This is a genomic window from Aneurinibacillus sp. Ricciae_BoGa-3, from assembly GCF_028421645.1.
GTDB lineage: Bacteria > Bacillota > Bacilli > Aneurinibacillales > Aneurinibacillaceae > Aneurinibacillus_B.
This window is the reverse complement of sequence record NZ_CP116887.1, coordinates 4,279,263-4,304,933: the sequence shown is the minus strand read 5'-3', so window position 1 is coordinate 4,304,933 and position 25,671 is coordinate 4,279,263. Positions and strand designations below refer to the sequence as shown.

The 25,671-nt window shown below is 46.8% G+C and carries 29 protein-coding genes and 1 other annotated feature; of the genes, 23 read left to right on the top strand and 6 right to left on the bottom strand.

All coding sequences use genetic code 11. From position 1 onward, the window contains the following. Positions 1-283 precede the first annotated feature (283 nt). From PP175_RS22015 to proB, 6 genes are all read right to left on the bottom strand, one after another. Entirely contained in the window at positions 284-631 is a 348-nt protein-coding gene (locus PP175_RS22015) for a spore coat protein (protein ID WP_272440364.1), read from the bottom strand. A 14-nt stretch (positions 632-645) separates the two neighbouring features. Beyond that, the gene (locus PP175_RS22010) at positions 646-936 is read right to left on the bottom strand and encodes a hypothetical protein (RefSeq protein ID WP_272440363.1); all 291 of its coding nucleotides are present in this window, start codon (positions 934-936) and stop codon (positions 646-648) included. A gap of 66 nt (positions 937-1,002) precedes the next feature. After that, the gene (locus tag PP175_RS22005; protein ID WP_272440362.1) at positions 1,003-1,812 is read right to left on the bottom strand and encodes an AAA family ATPase; all 810 of its coding nucleotides are present in this window, start codon (positions 1,810-1,812) and stop codon (positions 1,003-1,005) included. A gap of 32 nt (positions 1,813-1,844) precedes the next feature. Continuing rightward, positions 1,845-2,693, bottom strand: a complete 849-nt coding sequence (proC, locus tag PP175_RS22000; protein ID WP_272440361.1) for a pyrroline-5-carboxylate reductase — start codon at positions 2,691-2,693, stop codon at positions 1,845-1,847. Between the two features lie 12 nt (positions 2,694-2,705). Further along, entirely contained in the window at positions 2,706-3,953 is a 1,248-nt protein-coding gene (locus tag PP175_RS21995) for a glutamate-5-semialdehyde dehydrogenase (protein WP_272440360.1), read from the bottom strand. Further along, positions 3,950-5,095, bottom strand: a complete 1,146-nt coding sequence (proB, locus tag PP175_RS21990; RefSeq protein ID WP_272440359.1) for a glutamate 5-kinase — start codon at positions 5,093-5,095, stop codon at positions 3,950-3,952. The genes PP175_RS21995 and proB overlap by 4 nt, the downstream gene beginning before the upstream one ends. Before the next feature lie 58 nt (positions 5,096-5,153). Further along, positions 5,154-5,371, bottom strand: a binding site (T-box leader). A gap of 109 nt (positions 5,372-5,480) precedes the next feature. On the opposite strand from proB, the gene PP175_RS21985 reads away from it, so the two are divergent. The 23 genes from PP175_RS21985 to sufB all read left to right on the top strand — a co-directional run bounded on the left by PP175_RS21985 (position 5,481) and on the right by sufB (position 25,449). Continuing rightward, positions 5,481-7,064, top strand: a complete 1,584-nt coding sequence (locus PP175_RS21985; protein ID WP_272440358.1) for a spore germination protein — start codon at positions 5,481-5,483, stop codon at positions 7,062-7,064. Between the two features lies 1 nt (position 7,065). Further along, entirely contained in the window at positions 7,066-8,268 is a 1,203-nt protein-coding gene (locus PP175_RS21980; protein ID WP_272440357.1) for a Ger(x)C family spore germination protein, read from the top strand. Further along, complete coding sequence (locus tag PP175_RS21975; protein ID WP_272440356.1) at positions 8,265-8,510, top strand: hypothetical protein; 246 nt, start codon at positions 8,265-8,267, stop codon at positions 8,508-8,510. The genes PP175_RS21980 and PP175_RS21975 overlap by 4 nt, the downstream gene beginning before the upstream one ends. A 16-nt stretch (positions 8,511-8,526) precedes the next feature. Then, positions 8,527-9,627: a GerAB/ArcD/ProY family transporter gene (locus PP175_RS21970; RefSeq protein ID WP_272440355.1), complete on the top strand. Its 1,101-nt coding sequence runs from the start codon at positions 8,527-8,529 to the stop codon at positions 9,625-9,627. Between the two features lie 34 nt (positions 9,628-9,661). Then, positions 9,662-9,991: a hypothetical protein gene (locus PP175_RS21965; RefSeq protein ID WP_334314175.1), complete on the top strand. Its 330-nt coding sequence runs from the start codon at positions 9,662-9,664 to the stop codon at positions 9,989-9,991. A gap of 55 nt (positions 9,992-10,046) precedes the next feature. After that, positions 10,047-10,793 carry an amino acid ABC transporter ATP-binding protein gene (locus PP175_RS21960; RefSeq protein ID WP_272440354.1) on the top strand — a complete coding sequence of 249 codons (747 nt, stop codon included), beginning with the start codon at positions 10,047-10,049 and terminating at the stop codon, positions 10,791-10,793. A 32-nt stretch (positions 10,794-10,825) separates the two neighbouring features. Next, positions 10,826-11,620 carry a DUF2797 domain-containing protein gene (locus PP175_RS21955; RefSeq protein WP_272440353.1) on the top strand — a complete coding sequence of 265 codons (795 nt, stop codon included), beginning with the start codon at positions 10,826-10,828 and terminating at the stop codon, positions 11,618-11,620. Between the two features lie 156 nt (positions 11,621-11,776). Continuing rightward, a complete protein-coding gene (locus tag PP175_RS21950) occupies positions 11,777-12,730 on the top strand; it encodes an ABC transporter substrate-binding protein (protein WP_272440352.1) in 954 nt (317 codons plus the stop codon). Then, positions 12,727-13,791, top strand: a complete 1,065-nt coding sequence (locus PP175_RS21945; protein ID WP_272440351.1) for a FecCD family ABC transporter permease — start codon at positions 12,727-12,729, stop codon at positions 13,789-13,791. Before PP175_RS21950 ends, PP175_RS21945 begins: the two co-directional genes overlap by 4 nt. A gap of 18 nt (positions 13,792-13,809) precedes the next feature. After that, entirely contained in the window at positions 13,810-14,586 is a 777-nt protein-coding gene (locus PP175_RS21940; protein WP_272440350.1) for an ABC transporter ATP-binding protein, read from the top strand. 68 nt (positions 14,587-14,654) lie between these two features. Further along, positions 14,655-15,023: an arsenate reductase family protein gene (locus tag PP175_RS21935; RefSeq protein WP_442870398.1), complete on the top strand. Its 369-nt coding sequence runs from the start codon at positions 14,655-14,657 to the stop codon at positions 15,021-15,023. 320 nt (positions 15,024-15,343) lie between these two features. Continuing rightward, complete coding sequence (locus tag PP175_RS21930) at positions 15,344-15,889, top strand: peroxiredoxin (RefSeq protein ID WP_272440349.1); 546 nt, start codon at positions 15,344-15,346, stop codon at positions 15,887-15,889. A 103-nt stretch (positions 15,890-15,992) separates the two neighbouring features. Further along, positions 15,993-16,445 carry a redoxin domain-containing protein gene (locus PP175_RS21925; RefSeq protein WP_272440348.1) on the top strand — a complete coding sequence of 151 codons (453 nt, stop codon included), beginning with the start codon at positions 15,993-15,995 and terminating at the stop codon, positions 16,443-16,445. A 41-nt stretch (positions 16,446-16,486) separates the two neighbouring features. Continuing rightward, on the top strand, positions 16,487-16,867 hold the full coding sequence (gcvH, locus tag PP175_RS21920) for a glycine cleavage system protein GcvH (RefSeq protein WP_272440347.1): 381 nt from the start codon (positions 16,487-16,489) through the stop codon (positions 16,865-16,867). A 159-nt stretch (positions 16,868-17,026) separates the two neighbouring features. After that, positions 17,027-17,260, top strand: coding sequence for a DUF2553 family protein (locus PP175_RS21915; RefSeq protein WP_272440346.1), 234 nt, complete (start codon positions 17,027-17,029; stop codon positions 17,258-17,260). Between the two features lie 167 nt (positions 17,261-17,427). Next, a complete protein-coding gene (locus tag PP175_RS21910) occupies positions 17,428-17,844 on the top strand; it encodes a hypothetical protein (protein WP_272440345.1) in 417 nt (138 codons plus the stop codon). Positions 17,845-17,963: 119 nt separating this feature from the next. Continuing rightward, positions 17,964-18,839: an RNA polymerase sigma-I factor gene (gene sigI, locus PP175_RS21905; protein WP_272440344.1), complete on the top strand. Its 876-nt coding sequence runs from the start codon at positions 17,964-17,966 to the stop codon at positions 18,837-18,839. Next, positions 18,766-19,965 carry an anti-sigma-I factor RsgI family protein gene (locus tag PP175_RS21900; protein ID WP_272440343.1) on the top strand — a complete coding sequence of 400 codons (1,200 nt, stop codon included), beginning with the start codon at positions 18,766-18,768 and terminating at the stop codon, positions 19,963-19,965. The genes sigI and PP175_RS21900 overlap by 74 nt, the downstream gene beginning before the upstream one ends. A 297-nt stretch (positions 19,966-20,262) precedes the next feature. Then, positions 20,263-21,051: a Fe-S cluster assembly ATPase SufC gene (sufC, locus tag PP175_RS21895; protein WP_272440342.1), complete on the top strand. Its 789-nt coding sequence runs from the start codon at positions 20,263-20,265 to the stop codon at positions 21,049-21,051. Between the two features lie 16 nt (positions 21,052-21,067). After that, the gene (gene sufD / locus PP175_RS21890) at positions 21,068-22,363 is read left to right on the top strand and encodes a Fe-S cluster assembly protein SufD (protein WP_272440341.1); all 1,296 of its coding nucleotides are present in this window, start codon (positions 21,068-21,070) and stop codon (positions 22,361-22,363) included. Next, positions 22,363-23,586 (top strand): cysteine desulfurase, encoded by a 1,224-nt coding sequence (locus PP175_RS21885; protein ID WP_272440340.1) that lies wholly within the window; start codon positions 22,363-22,365, stop codon positions 23,584-23,586. Before sufD ends, PP175_RS21885 begins: the two co-directional genes overlap by 1 nt. Next, positions 23,573-24,025, top strand: coding sequence for a Fe-S cluster assembly sulfur transfer protein SufU (sufU, locus tag PP175_RS21880; protein ID WP_272440339.1), 453 nt, complete (start codon positions 23,573-23,575; stop codon positions 24,023-24,025). Before PP175_RS21885 ends, sufU begins: the two co-directional genes overlap by 14 nt. Positions 24,026-24,051: 26 nt before the next feature. Beyond that, a complete protein-coding gene (gene sufB / locus PP175_RS21875; protein ID WP_272440338.1) occupies positions 24,052-25,449 on the top strand; it encodes a Fe-S cluster assembly protein SufB in 1,398 nt (465 codons plus the stop codon). Positions 25,450-25,671 lie beyond the last annotated feature (222 nt).

Below are 25,671 nucleotides of genomic sequence, written 5' to 3'. Positions count from 1 at the left end.
ATCGCAGGGATGACCGCGATGTTTTTGTGTTAAAGTGCTTTCAGCCATTTCTTAAATGGGGACCGCATGGTCCCCAAAACGCTAAAGAAAAACATCGTGAGGCGCATGTCCGCACCTTTCTTTCCCCTTGTGGAGCGTCTGGAACAGAGGGCGAATAAGACCGGCAACCGTCTCCATCATTGAGATACTTAAATATTTTGCCGGTCCGCCCGTCGTGACAGAAAGCGGCCGAAAAAACTTCCGTGGGGGAAAGGAGAGAGCGGCATCACCCACGATGTTTTTCTCATTGAAGTGGACTGGTATAGGGGAACTGGGAAGAATAGTTACTGAACTGGTTGAAGGTTTGGGTTAGTTTGGATTGGTCTTCTGCTTCGATTTTATACCAGCCTTTTTGGAACATCATTTCAAATGCATCGCGCGTGCATTGATGGGTTTCATTCAATATGGTCATAATATCCCGGTGAAGCTGGGCATGGCTTGCCTCGCGTGCGGCAATGTTGAACCCATCTGTGAGATATTTTTCGGTAGCCAAAATATCGTTCATGCGGTCGCGGTCATTCATCTGCGGCCCTTTAACTTTTGGCTCATTGGTAGGTTTTGGGTTCCCAATCATATTATTTTGCTGTGGCATGGCATGGCTCCTCCTTACTGTTGAGGCTGCGGCACGCTGGCCATTGCCTGTGTATTGTTATTCTGGCAGTGCTTGAGCAGCATGTTGTAATGCCGCTGGTGCATTTGTCCTGCTTTTGTGATGGCCTGTTTAATATCGGTGTCTGTACATTCACCGGCAAAATGGGCACATTTTTTCATAGCGAGAAGCAACCAGGACATTTGGTCTTTTAAGTAATTTAAATCCTTGGTTGAAATAATCTGGGGAGGGGCCATCATCAGCGGTTGCTGTTGCTGCTGGCCGATTTGTCCCATCTGCTGCTGCATGTAGAAAACTCCTTTCATATTCGAGTGATTACGCCCTTTAGTCTGCACACAAAAAAACCGGAGCATTCAGGCTCCGGCAAATGTCAGTTTGCTGATTCGCACATTAATGGCGTCCAGCTCTATATTCAAATGGTTAATATAGGCGTTATATATGCTATCAATAATCGTGTCGCTAAGCATGTGCAGCGATATCTTTTCATTTACTGTTACATGAATATCCACGTCTATATGCGGCAGATCGTTTAGCACAACGTCAATTTTTGAAAGTTCAATCCCGGTTATGTTGCGGCAGCTGAGCGATACAATTTTCCGCAAAACGTTCGGTGTCACGTGAATTCGGCCCGCCTGGAAATCCGGTTGCACGATCGTTGTCTCTCCGATCATCTCTTTCTTAGCGGAAAAAATTTTTTTGCCCTGAGATACAAGCCGCTGGAAAAAATGCTGATCGACCTCAATGTGCGGAATCGGAATGACATGTTTTCCTTCTGTTCTGCGCGTGTAGAGAGCAGCGCGGATTTCACTCGATGAACGTATATCTTCGATTGAAATATACGTATTTATCGGCCCTATACATAGTGCGTCTGCGATACGGTTCACCATCTTTTTGGACGTGCCTATAAGGAGAATTCTCGGTATATCTAACTGATTGATTGTTTTTTTGACATCTTCAGCATGCTCGTTATAGAAAAAAATGGCCCGTTTTACAGCCTGGATCGTGGTTTTCTCATACTTGGCGGATGTTCCCGCTATTTTTCTTCCTTTATAAATTAATAAACCATCATCGATAATAGCGGGAATATTGTATTTATGAGCAACCGCGAGCGCGCTGGTACTTTTTCCTGTTCCGCTGGGCCCATACAGTCCGTAAACATCCATAACGTTAGCTTCTCCTTTGGCTGGGTGTATTTTCAGCGGGAGGAAGCATGGGCAGAACTGTGGGCTGTATCTGCCCCCATTTCTTCCGAGCGTTCCACTGCGCGCCGTATACAGGCGTCCATCGCTTCTTGAAAGCGGTAGCGCTCCAGTATTTCAATCCCTGCTGCTGTTGTCCCATTGGGGCTTGTAACCTGCTTTCTAAGTACGGCTGGTTCTTCATTGGTCTCCTGCAGCATATGGGCGGCCCCGATAATCGTCTGTAGAATAAGACGGCGCGCGGTTTCTGGCGGAAGGCCAATTTTGTCCCCGGCAGCCTCCATAGCTTCTACAAGATAGTATACATAAGCGGGGCCGCTCCCGGAAAGACCTGTTACAGCATGCATTTCATTTTCAGTAACAATTTCCGCAATGCCAACGGCTTCAAACATGGCCAACGCATGTTCCAGGTCATCTCTTGAAGCATATTTGCCCGGTGAAATGCCAGTTGCCGAAAGCCCAATGGCCGCAGAAGTGTTGGGCATGGACCGGATTACAGGTGCATGATGGCCCAGGGAACGGGAAATCGCGTCGGTTGAAATACCTGCAAGTACAGAAATAAATAATTGATCAGGGCGGGTCCACTGCTTAATCTCTTCAATGGCTGTTTCGATATCTTTGGGCTTAACGGCAAGCACAATGATATCTGCTCTCGATACCGCTTCTTCTCTTTCCACGACTGCAATGCCATACTTGGCGGATAATTGCTCTAGCTTTTCCCTGCTGCCTCTGTTTAGCGCGCAAATCTGGCGCGGGTTGATTAGCTCTTTTGAAATCAGCCCGGAGATAAGGGCCTGGGCCATCGATCCGGCACCTAAAAAGCAAATGTTTTTGTCTTGAAGCATAATCGATCCTCCTCAGCGTATTTGGCCGGTGCCATAGATGACATATTTAGATGAAGTAAGCGCCGGGAGACCCATTGGGCCGCGGGCATGGAGCTTTTGTGTGCTGATGCCGATTTCAGCTCCAAATCCAAATTCAAATCCGTCAGTAAAACGGGTGGAAGCATTATGATATACGGCTGCTGAGTCAACCTGGCGAAGAAATTTATCTGCATTCTCCTTAGAACTTGTAACAATAGACTCCGAGTGGCGAGTGCTGTAGCGTGCGATATGTGTGATCGCTTCGTCTACAGAGTCCACGACGCGCACAGCCATCGTATAATCCAAATATTCGGTTTTAAAGTCGTCTTCCACAGCCGGAATAATGTCTATATCGGGAGCAAGCGCTCTGGAACGCTCACACCCATGCAGTTCTACACCCTTTTCTTTTAAAGCTGACAGAAGAGATGGGAGGTGCTGCTCTGCCCAGTTGTGATGAACCAGCAGTGTTTCTGCTGAATTGCATACAGCAGGCCGCTGTACTTTAGCGTTCACCGTAATCCGTTTCGCCATTTCGGGCTCTGCGGTTTCATCGATGTAGATGTGGCAATTGCCGGATCCTGTCTCAAGCACTGGCACTGTGGCATTGTTGACCACCGATTTGATAAGGCCGGCGCCTCCCCGCGGGATAAGCACATCAATGTATGCATTTAGTTTCAGCATTTGGTTAACTTCTTCGCGCGTGCCTTCCTCGAGAAGCTGCACAGCATCAGCGGGCAGTGTGGTGGTCGAAAGCGCTTGATGCAGTACCTCCACTATCGTCTGGTTGGAATGGAGGGCAGATGAACTTCCTCTTAGCAGCACGGCATTGCCGGTTTTCAGGCATAAGCCGGCAGCATCCACGGTTACATTCGGGCGCGCTTCGTATATGATACCGATGACGCCTAACGGCACGCGGACTTTCGTAATGTTGAGCCCGTTTGGCCTAACCCATGATTCAAGCTGTTCTCCAATTGGATCGGTCAGGCCAGCTACCTGGCGCAGTCCGTCTGACATATCCTTAATCCGCGCTTCCGTAAGCAGCAGGCGATCGACGAGGGAAGGCGACGTTCCGTTCTCCCTGGCAGCCCGGGTATCCGCCTCATTGGCTTCGAGGATTTTGTCCACGTTGTGTTCCAGTGCGCTTGCCATACTGAGCAGGGCTCTGTTTTTATCGTCTGTAGAGATAAGTGCCATTGTAGCCGCGGCCTTTTTTGCGCGTGCCGCTTTGTCAAGCAATGTCATTTAACCATCTCCTCCTTGTTTTCGTCTACATACAGTGTCACCCAGTTATCGCGGTGAACCACTTCATCGCGATCGATTTGGAGCAGTTCCCTGCTAGCGGCGGTTGATTTTCCTTTTATTTTCTGAAGCTGTGCGGATGAAAAATTGATTTCGCCTTTTCCAAGAAGCCGTCCATCCAGATCGGTTACTTCCACCACCTGGCCGGCTGAGAAGGTTCCCTGGACGCCAATGACACCGGATGGAAGCAGGCTTTTTCCCCTGTGAAGCAAAGCGCTTTCGGCACCGCTGTCTACCTGCACCATACCACTGCTTGGCGCATGAAACGCAATCCACTGTTTGCGGGATTTGAACGTTCCTTTTATGTCATTGCGAAAGTAGGTTCCAGCCCCACTTCCATTTAAAATATGAATCAATTTATCGGGTCCGCTGCCCCTGCCGACAAACACGTCAATGCCGAGCGATAGGGCAAGTTTCGCCGCGTTGATTTTCGAGCGCATGCCGCCTGTTCCGACGCTTGAACCTGCGCCGCCCGCCAGCTCTTCAATCTCCGGCGTGATTTCCTCGATAAGGTTGAATTTAACGGCATCGGGATGGGTTCGTGGGTCTGCAGAATACAGTCCGTCCGTATCGGTCAGAATGATTAGCCCGTCTGCATGCAGCAGTCCGGCTACGAGGGCCGAGAGCATATCGTTGTCCCCAAATGTTAATTCATCGACGGCAATGGTATCATTCTCATTAATAATCGGAAGGGCTCCTTTTTTTAAGAGGACCTGCAGCGCGCTGTATGCGTTATGGTAGCGATCTCTTCTGGAAAAGTCATTGCGTGTGAGCAGGATTTGTGCGCCGATTAAGCCATATTCCTGCAAACATTCATTATAGGCCTGGATAAGCATTCCCTGGCCGACCGCCGCTGCGGCCTGCTTGCCGTCAATGGATACGGGGCGTGCGGGAAAGCCAAGCGCTTTAAACCCCGCTGCTACTGCACCGGAAGAGACCAGAATCACTTCATGGCCTGCCTCCCGAAGCTTAGCCAGTGCAGCTGTATGGCCTTTTAATTCATCGAATGAAAGGCCGCCGGTCGGATTCGTAAGCGAGCTGCTGCCTATTTTGACTACTATGCGATTCTTCCGGGAACTGTCCACAGTTAACGCCACCCTTTAATTTCTTTATCGATAAAAAAAGCCTTTCATCCTTTTAAAAACAAAGGACGAAAGACTTTTAGCTTCCGCGGTACCACCTTCATTGGCGTTCAACAGGAACGCCCGCTCGTTTCTTTTTTGGTAACAGGGAAAGAAACCCTGGCCGGGTTATCGGCACTCCAGAGCGGGTTCCGTCAGTCCGTGCGGCAAATCTTCCACCATGTGATTTGCTCTCTGAACGCAGGTTTCTCACGTACTATTCTCCATCAACGTTTTTTTAATTATGATGAACCTTTACACTTTTGTCAATCTGTATGAAAAAAATTGCACTGCATATTTTACCAGTATATGCACAGCATAAAACTGATAGCAGGCAGGGGGGATTGCAGTGGCATTTCAGACACAAAAGGAACTGAAGAAACGAAAAGCTTTGCAGCTTCTTGACAAACCGCTTGAAGAAGTTGGCATCGATCCAGACACAGAAATAAATATGGAACTGCTGCAACAAATATTCCATGATATCGATGTTTTTATAACCCATCCGTTACTGATAGAGCCAAAACAGGAGCAAGTGGGTGATGGGCCGAACAAAACGCTCAAAGGGTCTGTTTTTTTTATGGACGACCTGGTGGACGAAAAAATTATTGATTTACATGTAATTCGTCCTATTTTAAACATGGATCCTGCCAAATTCGATGGACATCTTGAAGACACGATTATATCGGCTAAGAAACTAACTAAAATAAAGACGATAAAAGAAGCTGTACAATTTATCTCCATGGGTGTCACGTTTGTGCATGTAGATTCCATGGATTACGCGGTCGGCGTTATCGCCCCTTCGCTGCCAGCGCGTTCCGTAAGTGAGCCGGAAGCGGAACCGCTTGTGCGCGGCCCGCGTGAAGGTTTTACGGAAAAGCTGCAGGACAACACAGGCCTTGTTCGCAAAAGAATTCACTCACCTGATTTAAAATCCGAAACCATGAGAATTGGCCAGCGCAGCCAGACCACTGTTGTGCTCATGTATATGCGAGACCTTGTTGATGATGGCGTGCTTAAGGAGGCGAAGCGGCGCCTCAAGAATGTGGATTTGGATGTATTGATCGAAAGCGCTCAAATTGAAGAGGTGATAGAGGACAATGGTTTATCCCCTTTTCCACAAATCATGAACACGGAGAGGCCTGATAAAGTCGCGGCTGGTCTGGCGGAAGGGCGAGTGGCCATTTTGATGGAAGGAACGCCCTTTGCATTAATTATACCGAGCGTTTTCTCAGACTTTCTTCAGGCAAGTGAGGATTACTATCAACGCTTCTGGTTTTCCAGCGCGCTTCGGCTTCTCAGGATTTTTACTTTTCTTGTCGCTCTAACAGGGCCATCGCTTTACATCGCCATTACAACTTTTCACCAGGAATTAATTCCAACCCCGCTCCTTTTTACACTCGTGTCAGCGCGCAGCGGTGTTCCATTTCCAGCGTTGACTGAGGCACTTATTATGGAAGTTTCGTTTGAAATACTCAGAGAGGCAGGCGTACGGCTTCCTAGACCTGTAGGTTCTGCGGTTAGTATCGTAGGCGCACTCGTTGTAGGCCAGGCCGCTGTCCAAGCGGGTATTATCTCTCAGGCGATGGTGATTGTTGTGGCTTTTACCGGGATTGCGTCTTTCACGATTCCCGCTTTCAACCTGGCTATGACTACTCGTCTGCTTCGTTTTGCCATGATGCTTGCGGCAGCTGTACTTGGGCTGTTTGGGATAGCGTGCGGGCTGATGATCATTGGCCTGCATATGTGCGGTCTTCGTTCTTTTGGAGTTCCTTATATGGCCCCCCTAGCTCCAACCGAATTCCGTTCCTGGTCCAGTGAGGTATTTCTAGCCCCTTATTCGTGGCGAAAATACAGGCCGGGGTATCTGCAGCGAAAGGACATCCAGGAGCGCAGTGTCCGGGACAACGGGGAAAAAGAGAAGGACGGTGAGTAGCATGAAAAGAAAGTGGATCTTCATCGGCCTGTGTTGTTTGCTCATTCTCACTGCGATTACAGAATACGGATCGGCACAGAGCGGAAATCCTGTGAGAGAACTAAATGAGCTTAACATCGTGATGACTACGGGAATCGATTATAACCCAAACACAAAGAAATTTACGCTCACCATTCAATCTCTCAAGCCTGGCCGGTCCAAAGGCACAGCGCTATCCGAGGATAATATCTTTGTAGCCAGCATGGATGGACCCACCATCATGGAAGCGGCCAGAACGATGCGATCGAAAACATCCGGCAAACTTATCTGGTATCACAGCAAAAGCATTGTTCTGGGCCGGCGCCTAATTGACAGCAATAAGTTGAAAGAGGTGGTTGATTTCTTCGCACGAAACCGCGAAATACGGTATTCAAGCTGGGTGCTGATCGCCCAGAAAGATGCCAAAGATATATTAAATGCCAAGCCAATTAGTGAGGTCACCATTGGCGATGAGATATTAGGCATTATAAACAACCAGTCAGAGTGGAGCCGGACCGCTGTGCTCACCTTGCGGGAGATGATTAACCGCTTTAACGATCCAACCAGCGCTTTTATTACAGGCAGAGTGGTTCAGACCCCTACCAAGGATAGAAAGAATAAACAGATTGCAATAGAGGGCGCAGTTGTGATCCATAATGCCAAATATGCAATGGATTTAACCGGAAATGAAGTTCGCACGCTGCGACTGATTAATAAAATTACACCGCAGGAACCTGAAGTGCTTTACTCCATTGAGGAAGATACAAAGGCGGATGCTCCCGAGAATAATACCGCGGTTCAGGTAAAGATTCGGGATCGTACGGAAAATGTGACGATCAAAAACAATCTTCCTGCGATTCGCTTAAAAGTAACCATCGAAGGTACAATTATGGAAACCGGTACGGAGAAAAATTTAATGAGTAAGCAAGCAACAGATGAATTAAAGAGGAAAGTTTCAAACAAGGCCCAGGAAGAGGTATTATCTCTTACTAAAAAGTCAAAAGAGGCAAACGTGGATATCTTTGCGTTCGGCTCTCTCATTCATCGAAAGCAAAAAGATTATTGGAACGCCAATAAAACGCAGTATGGTTCGATATATCCCAGGATGCCGGTTAACGTGTCATTCGAATGGAGAGTTATTCGAAACGGAATGATCAATCAGCTGGGAGCAGGTGAAGCAAGGTGAAAGAATTTTATTTGATTATCGCCGCAGTTTTGATCTACTTGATATGGCAGGGAAATGAACTACACAGGGCGAAACGGCTAAAGGAATTTTGGCTATTTGCCCTGTTAAGTGCAGTTGCTCTCTATTACTTTATCGGCAGCAGGTATGTCTGGAACCTGTTTCACCCCATGCTTTATGTAAAGGAGTTTAGTGAACCACTCTCCAGATGGATGATCCGCTATGTATTCGGTGTAAACGTGTAACCCGGAGGTGAAAGGCATGTCAGACGACAAAATTTCCGCTGCACAATTTTTAATTCTGATACTTTTGTATATGACTTCCACTGCCAGCGTTTCGAATTTAGATATTTATTTCGCAAAGCAGGATGCGGTTTTCGCAAGTTTGTTTGCGATTCCTTTTGGATTGCTATCCTATTATATCATCGTCCAGCTGCAGAAACGGTATCCGGGAAGGACGCTTTATCAGTATAGCGAAGACATATTGGGACGCTGGGGCGGGAAAATTATTGGGCTCGTCTACATCTATCTTATGCTTGAAATTTCTGTCCTTTTTGTCAGGGCGTTCAGCGAGTTTATGGTATCGGTACTGAGTCCGGAGATGTCAACAGATGCTTATGCGCTTGCGATTATTATCATAAGCGTTTACGCCATGTTTAAAGGAATCGAGGCAATTGGGCGGATCGCACAGCTCATTTTTCCGTTTTATCTCTTCATTCTTCTGTTTATTGGTATTCTTCTTATCGGACAATTTCGGACGGAGAATATTTTTCCTTTGCTGGATACCCGGATAGGGAATGTGGCATTTGCCTCTTATTTGCAATATATTTTGCCGATGGGTGAAATTGTGCTTTTTTCCTGTGTATTGCCCTTTGTGAAAGATTCTAAAAATATTTTTTCATTAGGTGCGTTAGGCGTTGTGCTTTCCGGGTTGTTCCTGACGCTTCGGGCGTTCATTTCCTTAGGTGTGCTGGGGAGAGAAACAGCGGCCATTTCCAATTACCCATTTGTTTCAGCCATTCGTTTTATTAGAATAGGTGAGTTTGTCGAACGGATTGATATTCTCTACCTTGGGATTTATGTGATGGTAGGGCTTATCGAATTTATTATCGTGTTTAACATGTTTGTCAGAGGCGTTGCCACCTTATTTGATGTGAAAAATGAAAAACCATTGGCTGTTCCGCTAGGCTTGCTTGTAGCAGGTTTAGCCGAAACGGTTCTGCGCAGTACAGTGGACCTTGGAGATTACATTGTAAAAGTCAGAACAATAACCTCTCCGCTGTTTATGCTTGTGATCCCGCTGCTGCTTCTGTTCGTAAGCCGGATGCGCCATGGTAAAGGCCCTGTAAATAAAGTAAAATAGTCTGGTGTCCAATGAAAGGTAAGGAGGAATATCCGTGCATCGGACAGCTTCATCTGGCTACCGTTTTTTGATTCTCATACTGGTTGTTATTGTAGCAGGTGCCAGTCAAGGGCTGCTTCTGCCGCTGCTGACGATCTTGCTTGAGAAGTCCGGCGTTTCGTCCGGAACCAACGGGCTTAATGCCGCGGCTCTATATATAGGTACATTTCTGGCCATGTTGTGGATAGAAAAGCCTGTAAGACGACTGGGATATAAGAGAATCATCGGGGCGGGTATTACGCGCCGTGCCGTTAGCCGGCAATCATCCCTGCAGCTGTTTTCGTCCTGTTTTTGCTGGCGGGTGGGCTTGCATTTTACAAATTAACGATTTTTCCTTACAATGAAACAAAATAGCGGTGTTTGGGGAAGGAGCACTATTGTTGATCATTCAGGTAAAGAACTTGCACAAAAACTTTGGTGATCTTGAGGTTCTCAAGGGAATTGACTGTATAATCAATGAAAAAGAAGTAGTCAGCGTAATCGGCCCTTCCGGCTCCGGAAAGAGTACGTTTCTTCGATGCTTGAACGGCCTCGAAGAGCTGACCAGCGGGCAAATTATTATAAACGGGCATGATTTGTCAAATCCGAAGGTGGACATTAACCAGGTGCGCACAGAAGTGGGTATGGTATTCCAGCGTTTTAATTTGTTCCCGCACAAAACGGTAGTTGAGAATGTGATGCTCGCACCGATGAAAGTGCTAAAGGAAAATAAAGAAAGCGCTCGTAAAAAAGCGCTTGAGCTGCTGGAGAAAGTTGGCCTGCGTGATAAAGCTGACGTATACCCTGAGAAGCTGTCTGGGGGCCAGATGCAGCGGGTGGCCATTGCGCGGGCACTGGCCATGAATCCGAAAATTATGCTGTTTGATGAACCGACGTCGGCGCTTGATCCTGAGCTTGTAGGGGAAGTGCTCGCAGTTATGAAGGATCTGGCGCGCGAAGGGATGACGATGGTCGTTGTTACGCATGAAATGGGCTTTGCGCGTGATGTGTGCGACCGGGTGATTTTTATGGATCAGGGGATTATTATGGAAGAGGGGAAGCCGGAAGATGTATTCACACATCCGCAGAATGAGCGGACGCGTGAATTCTTGCGCAAAGTGATCGAGCTTCCTGAAGAAGTGAAGTAAACAGATAAACATCTGTTCCGGGAGAGGAAATCGTGACATATAAAGGGTTTTTACAAGGATTCAAGCACCGTTACGAGAATCCTGTTCAATATGTGCTGCCGCTCGGCGAACAGCAGATAAACATGAATGAATACATCGGCAACAAAGTGCGTTTGGCTTTTACAGGTAAGATGGAGTGCGTGAATTGCGGGCGTAAAATTAAAAAGACGTATAACAGTGGATACTGCTACCCATGTTTTACAAAACTGCCGGAAAATGATTTATGCATTGTTAAGCCCCATGAATGCCATTATCACTTAGGGACATGCCGTGATCCGGAATTTGCAATTTCCCACTGCATGATTCCGCATTATGTGTATCTCGCTATTAGCAGCGGTGTAAAGGTAGGACTCACTCGAAAAAATAATGAAAAGAAACGGTGGATAGACCAGGGAGCTGTACGGGCCATCCCCATTGCAGAAGTGCCGGACCGCAAAACCGCCGGTGAACTTGAAGTTTATCTGACCCAATTCCTTGCGGATAAAACAGATTGGCGTAAAATGCTTAAAGGCCAAATAGAATTAGTCGACCTTATAGAGCTTCGTGAGGAAATCCAGCAGAAATTCCCGGAGCGATTTCAGCCTTTTATCCTGAAAGAAGACGAATGGAATGAATTCGTGTACCCTGTGGCGGAGAAGCTTGATAAAGTCAAAGCTTATAATCTGGACAAGCAGCCGGAGATCGAAGATGAATTAATCGGAATCAAAGGTCAATATCTCATGTTCAAGAACGGGGTGCTAAACCTCAAAAAGTATTCCGGTTACGAAGTGGAATTCTCCGAAGAGTGACTGGTGCCTGTGCCCCAATGCGGGCCCAGGCGTTTTTTTAGTTGATAGGAAAGTATGCTTTCCTATCAACATAAGCGCAACTAAGGCTGTCGACCTTCGCCTGCGGCTTGGCGTCAGCCAAGTTTTCTAATAATGGAAAGGGGAAGAGAGTAGACGATGACAGGAAAAATGGGAGCACTATTCGTAATTCCGCTTGCAGCTGCCACTCTTGCTGGCTGTGGCAATCAAACACCTGACAAGCCAGCGCCACAAAGTCAACCGGCGGCATCTTCAAACGCGCAGGGCGGATTTCCGATGGTGATTAAAGACAGCACAGGCACAGATGTGAAAATTAATAAAAAGCCCGCGCGCATTGTGTCCATCATGCCGAACACAACGGAAATCGCCTATTCATTAGGACTGGACAGGGAAATTGTCGGAGTCTCTAATTATGATGATTATCCGCCACAGGTTAAATCCAAACCAAAAGTTGGGGATTTAAATGCAAGCGCAGAAAAAATAGTAGCGATGCAGCCGGATTTAATACTGGCGGATACCGGCAATGGAAAAACCATTCAATCGCTTCGCAAACTGGGGCTCCCCGTACTTGTTACAGGTGCCCAGAATATAGATGGCATCTATCAATCGATTGAAGAAATCGGACAGGCGACTGGAACTAAGAGCAAAGCAGATGGACTGGTAGGCAGGATGAAAAAAGATGTTCAATATGTTACGGATAAAACACGTGCACTGCCGGCCAACAAAAAACCAAAAGTATGGGTGGAAGTGGATCCAAACTTGTACACCTCCGGCAAAGGCACGTTTATTGACAGCATGATTAACATGGCCGGCGGCGTAAACATTGCTTCAGATATTAATGGCTGGAAGCAGATGTCAGAGGAGAAAATTATCCAGAGCAATCCGGATATAATACTGGAAACATACGGTTATTACATGAAAGGAGCGGTCGATAACATTAAACATCGCCCCAAATGGCAGAACATAACAGCTGTTAAAAAAGGGCAGGTGTACGAAGTGGATTCGAACACCGTCACACGCCCAGGAACGCGTATTACCGAGGGTCTCAAGCAAATTGCCGGCGATTTACACCCGGAACTTTATAAGAAATGAGCTATCCGCATAAAAACAGGAGGCATGCAAACTGGGCTGTGCGTCTTGCTTTCTGGGCTGTAATCATGCTGGCTGTACTTATCGTTGCGGTAGTGGCGAGCGTTTCATTTGGAAGCGTCCGCCTGCCCGTCGACGCAGTGTGGCGAATCATCTTCATCCATTCGAATGTGTTTTCGAATGGGGTGCAACAACCAGCCACGGCGGCGGATACGATCGTGTGGAGTATTCGAATGCCCCGCATACTGCTGGCTATGCTGATTGGTTCAGCTCTCGCTTCTTCCGGCGCTGTTTTCCAGGGTGTGCTGCGCAATCCCCTGGCTGATCCCTATATCTTAGGCGTATCGTCCGGGGCCTCTCTGGGTGCAGCGCTGGTGATAATGTTTAGCTCACAACTCGGACTTACCTGGAACGGGGTGCTTCCTCTTGTTGCTTTTCTCGGTGGCGTTTGTACATTGTTCGTGGTGTACAGGCTTGCCTCAGCTGGGAGCAAAGTCAGGATGGAAACGTTGCTTCTTTCCGGTGTTATCATTCAGGCCTTTCTTGGGGCCGGCCTGTCACTCGTTCTGGCTATGTCTCACGATAAAATGCAGCAGATTATCTATTGGCTGATGGGCAGTCTGACACTTAGCGATTGGTCGTCAGGAGCGGTGATTGCGCCTTATTCGCTTGCTGGGTTTGTCATCATGTACGGCTTTTCCCGGGAATTAAATATTTTGTCACTTGGGGAACGTAATGCCCACCATCTGGGGATGAATGTAGCCGCTGTCCGTTTTATTCTTCTTGCAGTTGCCTCGCTCACAGCAAGCGCGGCGGTTGCCGTTTCGGGTGTGATTGGTTTTGTCGGGCTGATTGTTCCGCATATAATGCGCTCACTGGTTGGCCCTGATTACCGTGTGCTGCTGCCTGTATCTGCGCTGGGCGGTGCCATTCTGTTAATTGTTTCAGACACGCTTGCCCGCACGGTTATGCAGCCGCAAGAACTGCCCATTGGCGTGATTACGGCTTTTCTCGGTGCTCCTTTCTTTGCGTATCTGCTCCGTACAAGAAAGCTTCAGCAATAGCAGGAGGTATCGGTAAACATGATCCATGTAAAAAACGTTCATTCCACGATTGGCGGCATAAGTATTTTGCGTAATGTTTCCTTTTCGATTGGGAAGGGGGAAATGGTCGGAGTCATCGGGCCTAACGGTTCTGGAAAATCAACGCTTATTCATATCCTCTCCCGCCTGCTTAAACCTGACTGCGGTGAGATTGAAATTGACGGAAAGCCGCTTCAAGCTTATTCGGTAAAAAGCCTGGCTCGCAAGCTCTCTGTCGTTTCCCAGGGCGGCTTTGAGCCGCTTGCGCTGACTGTGCAGGACGCTGTTGCGATGGGCCGCTATCCTCATCAGCATTTTTGGCGGCGCGACACAGCGCATGACAGAGCCATCGTAGAGGAAGTGCTAATAAAAACACAGCTTACAACTTTAGCGGACAAAAGGCTGGAGGAACTCAGCGGGGGTGAACGGCAGCGAGCAGCGATTGCCTGTGCATTTGCCCAGGAACCAGAGATTCTGCTTCTGGATGAACCGACTACCTACCTGGATATCGGCTATCAGGTGGCCATTCTTGATCTGGTGCGGGATTGGCAGAAAACCACCGGCGGAACCGCTGTGCTTGTGCTGCATGATTTGAATCTGGCCGCTCAATACTGCGAGAAGCTGCATCTTATGCAGCAGGGTACTTTAACATTTAGCGGATCGGCGGAACAAGTAATGGATGCTGGTCTGATCACACACATATACGGCACAGAGCCGCTCGTAGTAAGGCATCCTACGCTGGATATTCCACAGATTCTGCTGCAGCGGTCATCCTAAATCCCGCCATATTGTGTCTTCAGGCAGTTCGTTGTTGTGTTATTCTTTTGCGACTAAAGGAGAAGTGTATGATGACAGAAATTAAAGCGTATTTGTATAACAAATGTGGCACATGCAGAAAAGCAAAAAAGTGGCTCGATGAACAGGGAACCGACTATAAAGAAATTCCGATTGTCGAACAGCCCCCATCAGCGTATGAATTGCGCCAATATTGGAAGCAAAGCGGGCTTGATTTGAAGAAGTTTTTTAATACGAGCGGCCAATCGTACCGGGAGCTCGGCCTTAAAGATAGACTAAAGGAAATGTCTGAAGAAAAGATGCTTAACCTGCTTGCGTCTGACGGTAAACTTATCAAGCGTCCGCTGATCGCAGGAAACGGAAGGGTAACGGTGGGTTTTAAAGAAGAGGACATGGAAAACAATTGGAGTTCCCGCTGATTCAAAAAGCGGGCGTAGTGGTAATACCAAAGAGTGCCTATGGCCTGCCATGGCAAAGATAACTCCGAATCTTCTTTGTTAAACCGGCAGACGTGTTAGGAAAAGTTGCGCCGAACGGAAGAATCGGAATACTTCCCCGATAACGTGGCTAAACTATATAGCGGGTTTGAAGAAAACAGCTTAATTATAATAGTTGTTAGTTTATATTGACTATTATATGTTTACTTGTTATGATTTCTTCGGAAAGACTTTCCAGACCTTCGTGTTATGTTTTCCGGTTTCACCGGAAGTTTTAAATACTTTATGGGAGGTAGTTACATATGGCACAACGTTTTGTTGGCTTACCTGCACCAGATTTTGAAATGGAAACAGCATTGGGTGACGGGGAGAACTTTGGAACAGCTAAGCTCTCTGATTACAAAGGCAAATGGTTAATTATGTTCTTCTACCCGCTTGACTTCACTTTCGTTTGCCCGACAGAAATCACAGCAATGAGCGATGCCTACGATCAGTTTAAAGAGCTCGACGCTGAACTGCTGGCAGTTAGCACAGATAGTAAGTACTCCCATCGCGCCTGGATCAATACGCCTCGTGATGAAAATGGTCTCGGCAAGCTAAACTTACCAATCGCATCTGACAATACTCATAAAGTTTCTCAAGAATACGGTGTTTATATTGAAGAACAAGGTGTGGCGCTTCGCGGTCTGTTTATCATTGACCCAGAAGGTGTTGTTATGTACTCCGCTATCCACAACCTTGATGTTGGCCGCAGTGTTGATGAGACGCTCCGCGTGCTTCAGGCATTCCAATCCGGCGGTCTTTGCCCGGCTAACTGGAGACCTGGTCAGGCTCTCCTTAAAGGGTAATAAAAAAAACGGAGAGTTCTTCGTTTGTTTATACTCCAGGAAGGACCTAACCCATTGTTAGGTCCTTCTTTTCCAATCCAGTCAATCAGGGGGGCCGTACTGCGTGAAATTGCAAGAGGATATGCCTGAATTTTCAGGGGTTTCACAGTGGGTCAATGGAGAAGTGAAAAAAGCTAGTTTAAGGGGAAACCCTGTGCTTGTTCACTACTGGTCTATTAGCTGTCACTCGTGCAAAGAGACGCTTCCGCAGTTAATCGAATGGCGAGACCGTTACAAGCCTAAGGGGCTGCAGGTGATCAGCATCCATAAGCCCCGGTCGGACAAAGATACGAACATCTCGGCGATTAAGGAAGCAATCCAGCGCTATAAATTGACGCACCCGGTAGCGATTGACAATTCCTACAAGCTTGTCGATGCTTATCAGAACCAGTATGTGCCTGCTTATTATTTGTTTGGCGCAGATTTGAAACTTCGCCATTATCAGGCGGGGGAAAAAGGGCTAAAGATGCTTGAGAAGAGACTGGACAGAGTCTTTCACACTGATGCAGCTGAATAACAAATAGATAAATGAAATGTGATAAGGAGGGCCAGCCAGTCATGAACACACCGGGTAATCTTAAATACAGCAAAGAGCATGAATGGGTTCGTGTAGAAGGAAATAAAGCGTATATCGGCATATCTGATTTTGCCCAATCTGAGCTTGGGGATATTGTATTTGTAGAACTCCCATCAGTCGGTGCCGAAATCAAGCAGGATGATCCATTTGGCAGTGTCGAATCAGTAAAGACGGTATCTGAGCTATATGCTCCATTGAGCGGAAAAGTCGTAGAGGTAAACGGCGAACTCGAAGATTCTCCTGAACTGGTGAATGAATCCCCTTATGAAAAAGCGTGGATGATTGCCGTGGAAATCTCCAATGAAGCAGAGCTGCAAAAGCTAATGGATAGTGCGGCTTATGAAGAACTGGTAAAAGAATAACAACTGCCGAAAGGGGTGTTCATTTTGGGGCACTCCTTTTTTGCTACCCTTGCCGCTGCATGATGCATTCGCTGCCTGATAATTTAAGCAGGAGGATAAAATCTGCCGTGATACGGTAAAATAACATTATTATCATTTATCCTTAACTGAGGTGATCCTATGGCAGACGTATCCCGAATCGATATTACAAATCATGTTCGCGGTGAAATGACCGATGACTGCATTGTGCTCACTCATAATGGTGAGGAAATTGGCCACATTCCTTATGATAGCACCAATTTTGCTATGAATGCCGGGTTTGAGATGGATCAGCAGCGCATTTTCCGCATGAATAATGCGGACATTGTACAAGTAGACAGTTATGTAGAACATTGTGATGGAGGGTGGTGCTAACAGCACCTCCTCTTTTTTTGATGTGCCACCCGCTTTGCATAGTTACTCTTGTGTAGGTCCAGACACGCGGTGGTAAAAATTAAAAAACAAGCGTACCATATTTTAGGGCTGTTAAAAGTTATAAATAACGTTACAATAGGGTATGGGCGTTTAGAGGAGGAATCGAGATGAGTTTTTGTTGCGGAGCTAGCATGATTGGAACGTTTGGCAGTTTGCGCCATTTTAAAACGCAAATCCATAACGTACCCATTATGTATTGTCCGGTTTGCAGCCGGGTAGAAGTTCATCCCGAGATTGCAGAAGAGTATGATATTTTATCAGAGTACGCACATGCTGACATGGCCCCTGAAGTAGATTTTCGAGAGTATGTTTCCGGTGAAACTGTGGCCCAGATTTTTGAGAACTGCGTTTCAATAGATAACGGCAATTTATTGTTTATTCTTCGCAATCAGATTGATAATGCGCTTGATTTAATGACGATGGCCAAGCAATTGAATGATGAAGAATGGGTTGCTGCCTTAAAGGAACGACTGACCAAATTGAGCGAACGCTTAACGAGATGGGAAGCTCAACTAAATAAATAAACAGCCCTTACAATATAGAAAAGGCGGCCTGAGATCAGTTGCAGGCCGCCTTTTGTTGTTGTCACCCCCAAAAGCTGGGATAGAACTTCGAATACCTTTTTAGCGAGGTGAAAAAACAGTTGTTACTTACACTTTTTCTTGGAAAGAGAAAGCAAAAAGAGAAACCTCTGCAAATGGATCACAATAACTCTCTCCTACGGGCTGTAGCGCAAATTCAGGGAGGAGATGAACGGCTGCGCAATGAATTGCTGGATAACTATAAGCCGTTTATTGGAAAATGTGTGGCGGCAGTCTGCAAACGTTATATTTCTCAATCCAGTGATGAGGAATTCAGTGTGGGGCTGGAGGCTTTTAACGAGGCGATAACGCGGTATGACAGCACAAAAGGCAGTTTATTTCTTTCGTTTGCGGGTTTGGTTATTCGCAGGCGGGTGATTGACTATATCCGAAAAAATAAACGAAAAAACCTTCTGGTTCCCTTGGATAACGCTTTTGATAGCACATTTACAGACCGCGATCAGGAGTCAAATGGATGGGACGCCCGGCTATCACTGGAGGATTACCACAGACAACTGGAAGCGGATTATAGGCGGGAAGAAGTGCAGCACTACAAGGATCGGCTGGAGGAATTCGGGATTGAACTAGAGGATTTGCCTTATGATACACCTTCTCACACAGATGCACGGCAAAATATGATTCAAATAGCTGCCGTTATTGCAGAGCTTCCGGAACTACGGGAATTCTTTTTGCAAAAAAAGAAAATACCCGTAAAGCGCCTCATGGAACATATTTCATTTTCCAGGAAGACCATTGAAAGAAACCGAAATTACATAGTAGCCATCACGATTATTTTACTGGAAGATTACCGTTATTTACGTTCTTATATTCAGCCTAAGTCAGCAGGAAGGGAGGATGGGGCACATGATGAAGGGAGTTGTGCTAAAGACAGGGAAGCATCATTTGACCGTGATGGCGGCAGGAGGGGAATTTTATAAGGTTCATGCAGTTAATGGTTCCAAGAGAGAGGGGGATACCATTGAATTCTTTGCTGAACAAATTGTCCAAGGCCCGCGTCCCTTGAAGAGAACGGCCGCCATCCACTCTAAATCTTTTCTTACAGTTGCGGCCGTGGTTTTACTGCTGTTATTTAGCATTCCAATGTGGAATCGGGCTGAACCGGTATCTGCAGCGGTGTCTATCGATATAAACCCAAGCGTACAACTTGAAGTAGACAGTAGAGACCGCGTTATGGCAGCAACAGGAGAAAATGCTGATGGCAGCAGCCTGTTAGCCTCCATTGATTGGAAAAATCGCCCGATATTAGAGGTGACAGATCTAATCATCAATCAGGCCCAACGGGAGGGTTATCTGACGAAGGGGACCCATGACATACTCATCGTCCCCGTCGCAGTAGCCGACAACAAAGATGCAGCCAGTATAAAAAAGCTCTTTCAATTATCACTTCCCGGCCTTGCTGCTAAATTGGGCGATGGGACGACCATAACCTTTATGGAAGGCAATAAGGAAGAGCGAGAGCAAGCCGGTCGTGAAAAAATATCGATTGGAAAATATAAACTTTATGAACTGGCAAAACAAAAAAAGATTAACATGAGCAGCCGGCAAATGGCACAACTCAGTATTTCTGAGATTTCTTCCCGTCTGGGCGGCATCTCGGCAATCACTGGTGCCCTACAGTACACCGGGAAACAAGAGGCAAGCCCAGCGCTCAATCAAAAAAAAGCCAGCCAGCAGCACAAACGGACGGCAACCACAAAGCCTTTGGAGCATGTTCCTGTGAAAACGCCGCACCTGGTTAAGCCAGAGCCATCTGCCATATCGCCGCATCCTATTCAGGCTTCTGATGGCGCCGCTGTTAAGCCGGTTCATAATGCGCACGTTCATCCATTGCAGGGAGCAAAAGAGACGATGCCTGGGAAGAAACAAGAAGAGAGAAACAGCAGGGAACCGCAAGAGCATAGCTCGGGCAAAATCCAGCACGGCCGCGGGAAGGGAGAAGGTCGTCAGAAAAATGGCCATCTGCAAAGTGAGCATCCACAAAACGATCATGAACAAAGGCATCATGAACAGACTGATACTCAACAAAATCGCCATCATGATTAACTAAAATATTCACATAAAACAACGGTAAGGGAAAAATTCCTGCTAAAAATGACAATAAAACGGGAAGAGAGTAAAAATCTCTTCCCGTTTTATACTATGATGTAATAAAGTATCTAGTTTGTAAACGCAGCTATACTTTTTAAACAAAATTGTTTAAAAAATATAGTTATAGGTCTTTCGTTGATTTGCAAGTGTGTTATACTATATAGTATAAATGATATGCATGGTCAACTTGGACATAAATATGAAAATTTTATGGCAAGTTCAGCAGACAAACGGTAATGGAGGAATGTATTCATGGCTGGAACACCGCATTTAAAAATAGAAAATCTACATGTAGCAATCGATAGCAAGGAAATCTTAAAGGGCCTGAATCTCGAAATAAAAGGCGGAGAAGTGCACGCCATCATGGGACCGAACGGAACAGGGAAATCCACGCTTGCTTCAGCTCTGATGGGCCACCCGAAATATGAAATTACTGAGGGAAAGGTAAGCTTCGACGGCGAAGACTTATTAGAGATGGATGTAGACGAACGCGCGCGCAAAGGCTTATTCCTGGCGATGCAGTATCCAAGCGAAATAAGCGGTGTAACAAACGCTGACTTCCTCCGCAGTGCACTTAATGCCCGCCAGGAAGAGGGCAAAGAAATATCACTCATTAAGTTTATCCGGCAGATGGATAAACAAATGGATTATCTTGAAATGAACGAATCTTTCGCACACCGCTATGTAAATGAAGGTTTCTCCGGCGGGGAGAAGAAGCGGAACGAAATTCTCCAAATGATGGTGCTGAAACCTCGCATTGCCATTCTGGATGAGATTGACTCCGGTCTCGATATAGATGCTCTGAAAGTTGTAGCCAAAGGCGTTAATGAACTGCGCAGCCCTGAGATGGGCGTACTTATGATTACCCACTATCAGCGCCTGCTTAACTATGTAAAACCTGATTTTGTACACGTTATGATGCAGGGCCGCGTTGTTAAATCCGGCGGTCCAGAACTGGCTCAGAAGCTTGAAGAAAATGGATACGATTGGGTTAAGGAAGAACTCGGCATCAAGGACGAAACAGTAGGCGCGGAAGCGTAAGGCAGGGGGGAACGTAATGAGCGTAGAAGCCAACGTGCAATTCGATATTGAGACGGTTAACCGTATCTCTCAGGAAGGGCAGGAGCCTGAATGGGTGAACCAGCTTCGTGCTGACGGCCTAAATGGATATGAACAGCTCCCTCTGCCCAAACTTGAAAAAACGAAAATTGACAAATGGAACATTGACCGGCTTGTCCCTTATAAAAAGGAAGAAGCGGTAAATACCCTTGAAAAGCTGCCGGAAGAAATCAAACAGCTGCTTGATGAGGCGAATAAAAACGTAATCATTCAGAAACATTCATCCGTTATCTATTCCGGGCTTTCCGATTCCCTGAAACAACAGGGTGTCCTGTTCATGCCGCTTGCTCAGGCGGTTCGGGAGCAGGAAACGCTCGTAAAAAAATACCTATTCCAAAGCGGAGTAGAACAGCATAAAGTAACCGCTTTGCATCAGGCATTATGGAATGGCGGCGTTTTTGTTTATGTACCGCGGAATGTGGAAATTACCGAACCGCTTCAGATTGTCCTCTGGGCCGCAGAGGAAGAGGTGGCTCTGCTGCCTCACATTATTGTGGCAGCCGGAGTCAACAGCTCCGTAACGATCGTAGAGAACGTTGCCGGTATTCAGCATGAGAAACCTGTGGTAATGAACAGCATGGTTGAACTATTTGCAGAAGATGGAGCGAGAATCAGTTATTCATCTTTGCGCAACCAGTCGGCCAATGTTACAGATTATACGCACCGCCGCGCCATTGCGGCAAAAGATGCACGCATTGAGTGGCTGCTCGGCGAAATGAACAGCGGCAATACCGTATCCAATACGACCACAGTACTGGATGGAGACGGCTCGAATGCAAGTCTTAAATCGGTCGCAATCGGAACCGGAACCCAGAAAGAAAACTTTATGGCTCGCGTTCTGCATAAAGGAAAATCTACCGACAGTGATATCCTGGTCCGCGGCGTTATGCTTGATGAATCCACCGCCATTTTCAATGGACTGACGGAAATGAAAAAAGGCTGTGAGAAGGCAAATGGACAGCAGGCAGAAAACATCCTCATGATTGGCGATCGCGCCCGCGGAGATGCCAACCCGATGCTTTTGATTGATGAAGATGATGTAATGGCGGGACATGCCGCTTCAGTCGGACCGGTTAATCCGGAACAGGTGTACTATTTAATGTCCCGCGGGATATCACGGCGACAAGCTGAACGCCTTGTTATTATCGGATTCCTGTCACCTGTGCTCGATCAGCTGCCCATTGAAGGTGTGCAGAAACGACTTCTAGCTATTACAGAAGGGAAGTTATCCTAATGAATGCGAAGGAGATTCGGGAACTGTTCCCTATTTTGAAACAGGAAGTCAACGGACACCCGCTCGTGTATTTAGACAGTGCGGCTACTTCTCAGAAGCCGGTACAGGTGATCGAAGCCGTTGACCGCTATTACCGCGAATACAACTCTAATGTACATCGCGGTGTTCATACGCTCGGAACACTTGCTACGGATGGGTATGAAGGTGCCCGGGAAAAAGTCCGAGCGTTTATCAACGCACGTGCAATGGAAGAAATCGTCTTCACGCGGGGTACGACTACTGGATTAAACCTTGTAGCGTGGAGTTATGCCCGCAGCGTGCTTAAAGAGGGAGATGAGGTTGTAATCACTCAGGTTGAGCACCACAGCAACCTCATTCCCTGGCAGCAGGCTGCAAAAGCCATCGGCGCAACGTTAAAATATATTCCGTTGCAGCCTGATGGAACGATCACCCTCGAAGCTGCAGAACAAACCATTACGCCGAAAACCAAGCTGGTTGCCATGGGGTATGTGTCCAATGTTCTGGGAACGGTTAATCCGGTTAAAGAAGTGGCAGATATCGTCCACCGCAATGGCGGTGTTATGGTCGTCGATGCCGCGCAGGCTGCCCCGCACATTCGTGTAGATGTGCAGGATTTAGACTGCGACTTCCTCGCCTTCTCCGGCCATAAAATGGCGGGACCGACCGGAATTGGTGTACTCTATGGAAAGCAAAGCCTGCTTGAATCCATGGAGCCGATTGAGTTCGGCGGAGAAATGATTGACTTTGTTGAACTGTACGATTCAACCTGGAAGGAACTGCCCTGGAAGTTTGAAGGCGGGACGCCTATCATCGCCGGGGCAATCGGTTTAGGGGCAGCGATAGACTTTATCGAATCGATCGGCCTGGACGCTATCCGTGAGCATGAATTGAAGCTTGTAAAATATACAATGGAACAAATGCGTGCCATTGAGGGCATGACGATATATGGACCGGAAGAACGCAGTGGTCTTGTTACCTTCAATATTGAAGGGGTTCACCCACACGACCTTGCCACTGTACTGGATACGGAGGGCATTGCAATTCGCGCCGGACACCATTGTGCTCAGCCGTTGATGAAATTCCTTAAAGCTTCGGCAACCGCACGCGCAAGCTTCTATCTCTACAACACGGAAGAAGATGTGGATACTTTCGTTAAAGCATTACTTAAAACAAAGGAGTATTTCGGCAATGTCTTCTCTTGATGATCTGTATCGCCGCGTCATTATGGATCATTACCAAAACCCCCGCAACCGGGGTGCTTTTGAAGATGACGCGCTTACAATAAATATGAACAACCCAACCTGCGGAGACCGTATCTCTCTGCAGCTTAAAATAGACAATGGCAAAGTAAGGGATGCTAAATTTACCGGTGAAGGATGTTCAATCAGTATGGCTTCGGCTTCCATGATGACGGATGCCATCAAAGGGGTGGACGTTGATAAAGCGTTAAATATGGCGGACCTCTTCTCCCGCATGATGAAGGGCGAAGATGTAGAGGATGAACTGGACGAGTTAGACATTGGTGACATTGAAGCTCTTCAAGGCGTATGCAAGTTTCCAGCCCGGATCAAATGTGCTACGCTTGCCTGGAAAGCCATGCAAAAGGGCGTTAGTGAGACGGCAGATCACGACAAGGCGTAAAGGCGCCTTATAGGAGGAGATGCAAAGTGAGTAAAAAAGCTCCAGAATTGCAGGAATACCAGTATGGTTTCCATGATAGGGATATATCTGTATTCCGTGCCAAAAAGGGATTAACAAGGGAGATAGTTGAAGAGATTTCACGGATTAAGGGTGAAGAACAGTGGATGCTTGATTTTCGCCTGAAATCGCTTGAAATTTTCCAATCCATGCCTATGCCAACATGGGGCGGGGATTTAACTGAACTTGATTTTGAAACCATCACTTATTATGTAAAACCGTCTGAAAAACAAGGCCGCGATTGGAATGAAGTTCCGGAAGAAATTAAAAACACGTTCGACCGTCTCGGTATTCCGGAAGCCGAGCAGAAATTCCTTGCCGGTGTATCCGCGCAGTACGAATCAGAAGTTGTGTACCACAATATGCAGAAGGACCTGGAAGATATGGGTGTTATCTTCTGCGATATGGACACAGCCGTGCGTGAATATCCGGAGATTGTGAAAGAATACTTCAGCACGGTTATCCCGCCGACTGATAATAAATTTGCGGCATTGAATAGCGCAGTTTGGTCTGGAGGCAGCTTCATCTATGTTCCGAAAGGTGTTAAGTGCGAAACACCACTTCAGGCGTACTTCCGCATTAACTCAGAGAACATGGGCCAATTCGAACGCACGCTTATTATTGCCGATGAAGATAGCTTTGTTCACTATGTAGAAGGCTGTACAGCACCAATATACAGCACGCATTCTCTGCACAGTGCAGTAGTTGAAATCGTGGTGAAAAAAGGTGCGCGCACCCGCTACACAACCATCCAAAACTGGGCGCCAAACGTATATAACCTTGTTACGAAGCGTGCCGTTGCGGAAGAGGATGCCACAATGGAATGGATCGATGGCAACATCGGAAGCAAGCTAACCATGAAATATCCTGCCGTTATTATGAAAGGCCCTCGCGCCAAAGGCGTGGTTATTTCAATTGCGGTTGCCGGCAAAGACCAGCACCAGGATACCGGCACGAAAATGATTCACCTGGCTCCTGATTGCAGTTCAACTATTATTTCAAAGAGCATCAGCAAACATGGCGGTAAAACAACATACCGTGGATTAACTACTTTCGGCCGCAAGTCTGAAGGATCAAAATCCAATGTAAAATGTGATACCATCATTCTGGATAAACTCTCTACTTCGGATACGATTCCTTACAATGAAATCCTGAACAACAATATTACACTCGAACACGAAGCGACTGTATCAAAGGTAAGCGAAGAGCAGCTCTTCTACCTCATGAGCCGCGGCCTGAAAGAAGAGGACGCAACGCAAATGATTATTATGGGCTTCATCGAGCCGTTTACCAAAGAACTTCCAATGGAATACGCTGTGGAAATGAACCGCCTGATCAAATTTGAAATGGAAGGTTCAATCGGATAATAGCTTCCACATAAATGACGTGCGAACTTGAAACAGTTCAGCACGTCATTTTTTTTGCTGGATAAAAAAATCAAAGATGACTTCGAACATCCAGTGCTTGCCATTGTGCTTTCTTTTATTGTGGGAATCGTATCAAGTATGTTTGGTATTGGCGGGGGGACATTATTTTGTGGTTCTTTTATCTCACATAGGATACAATGATGAAAAGACGGCGTGATTTTA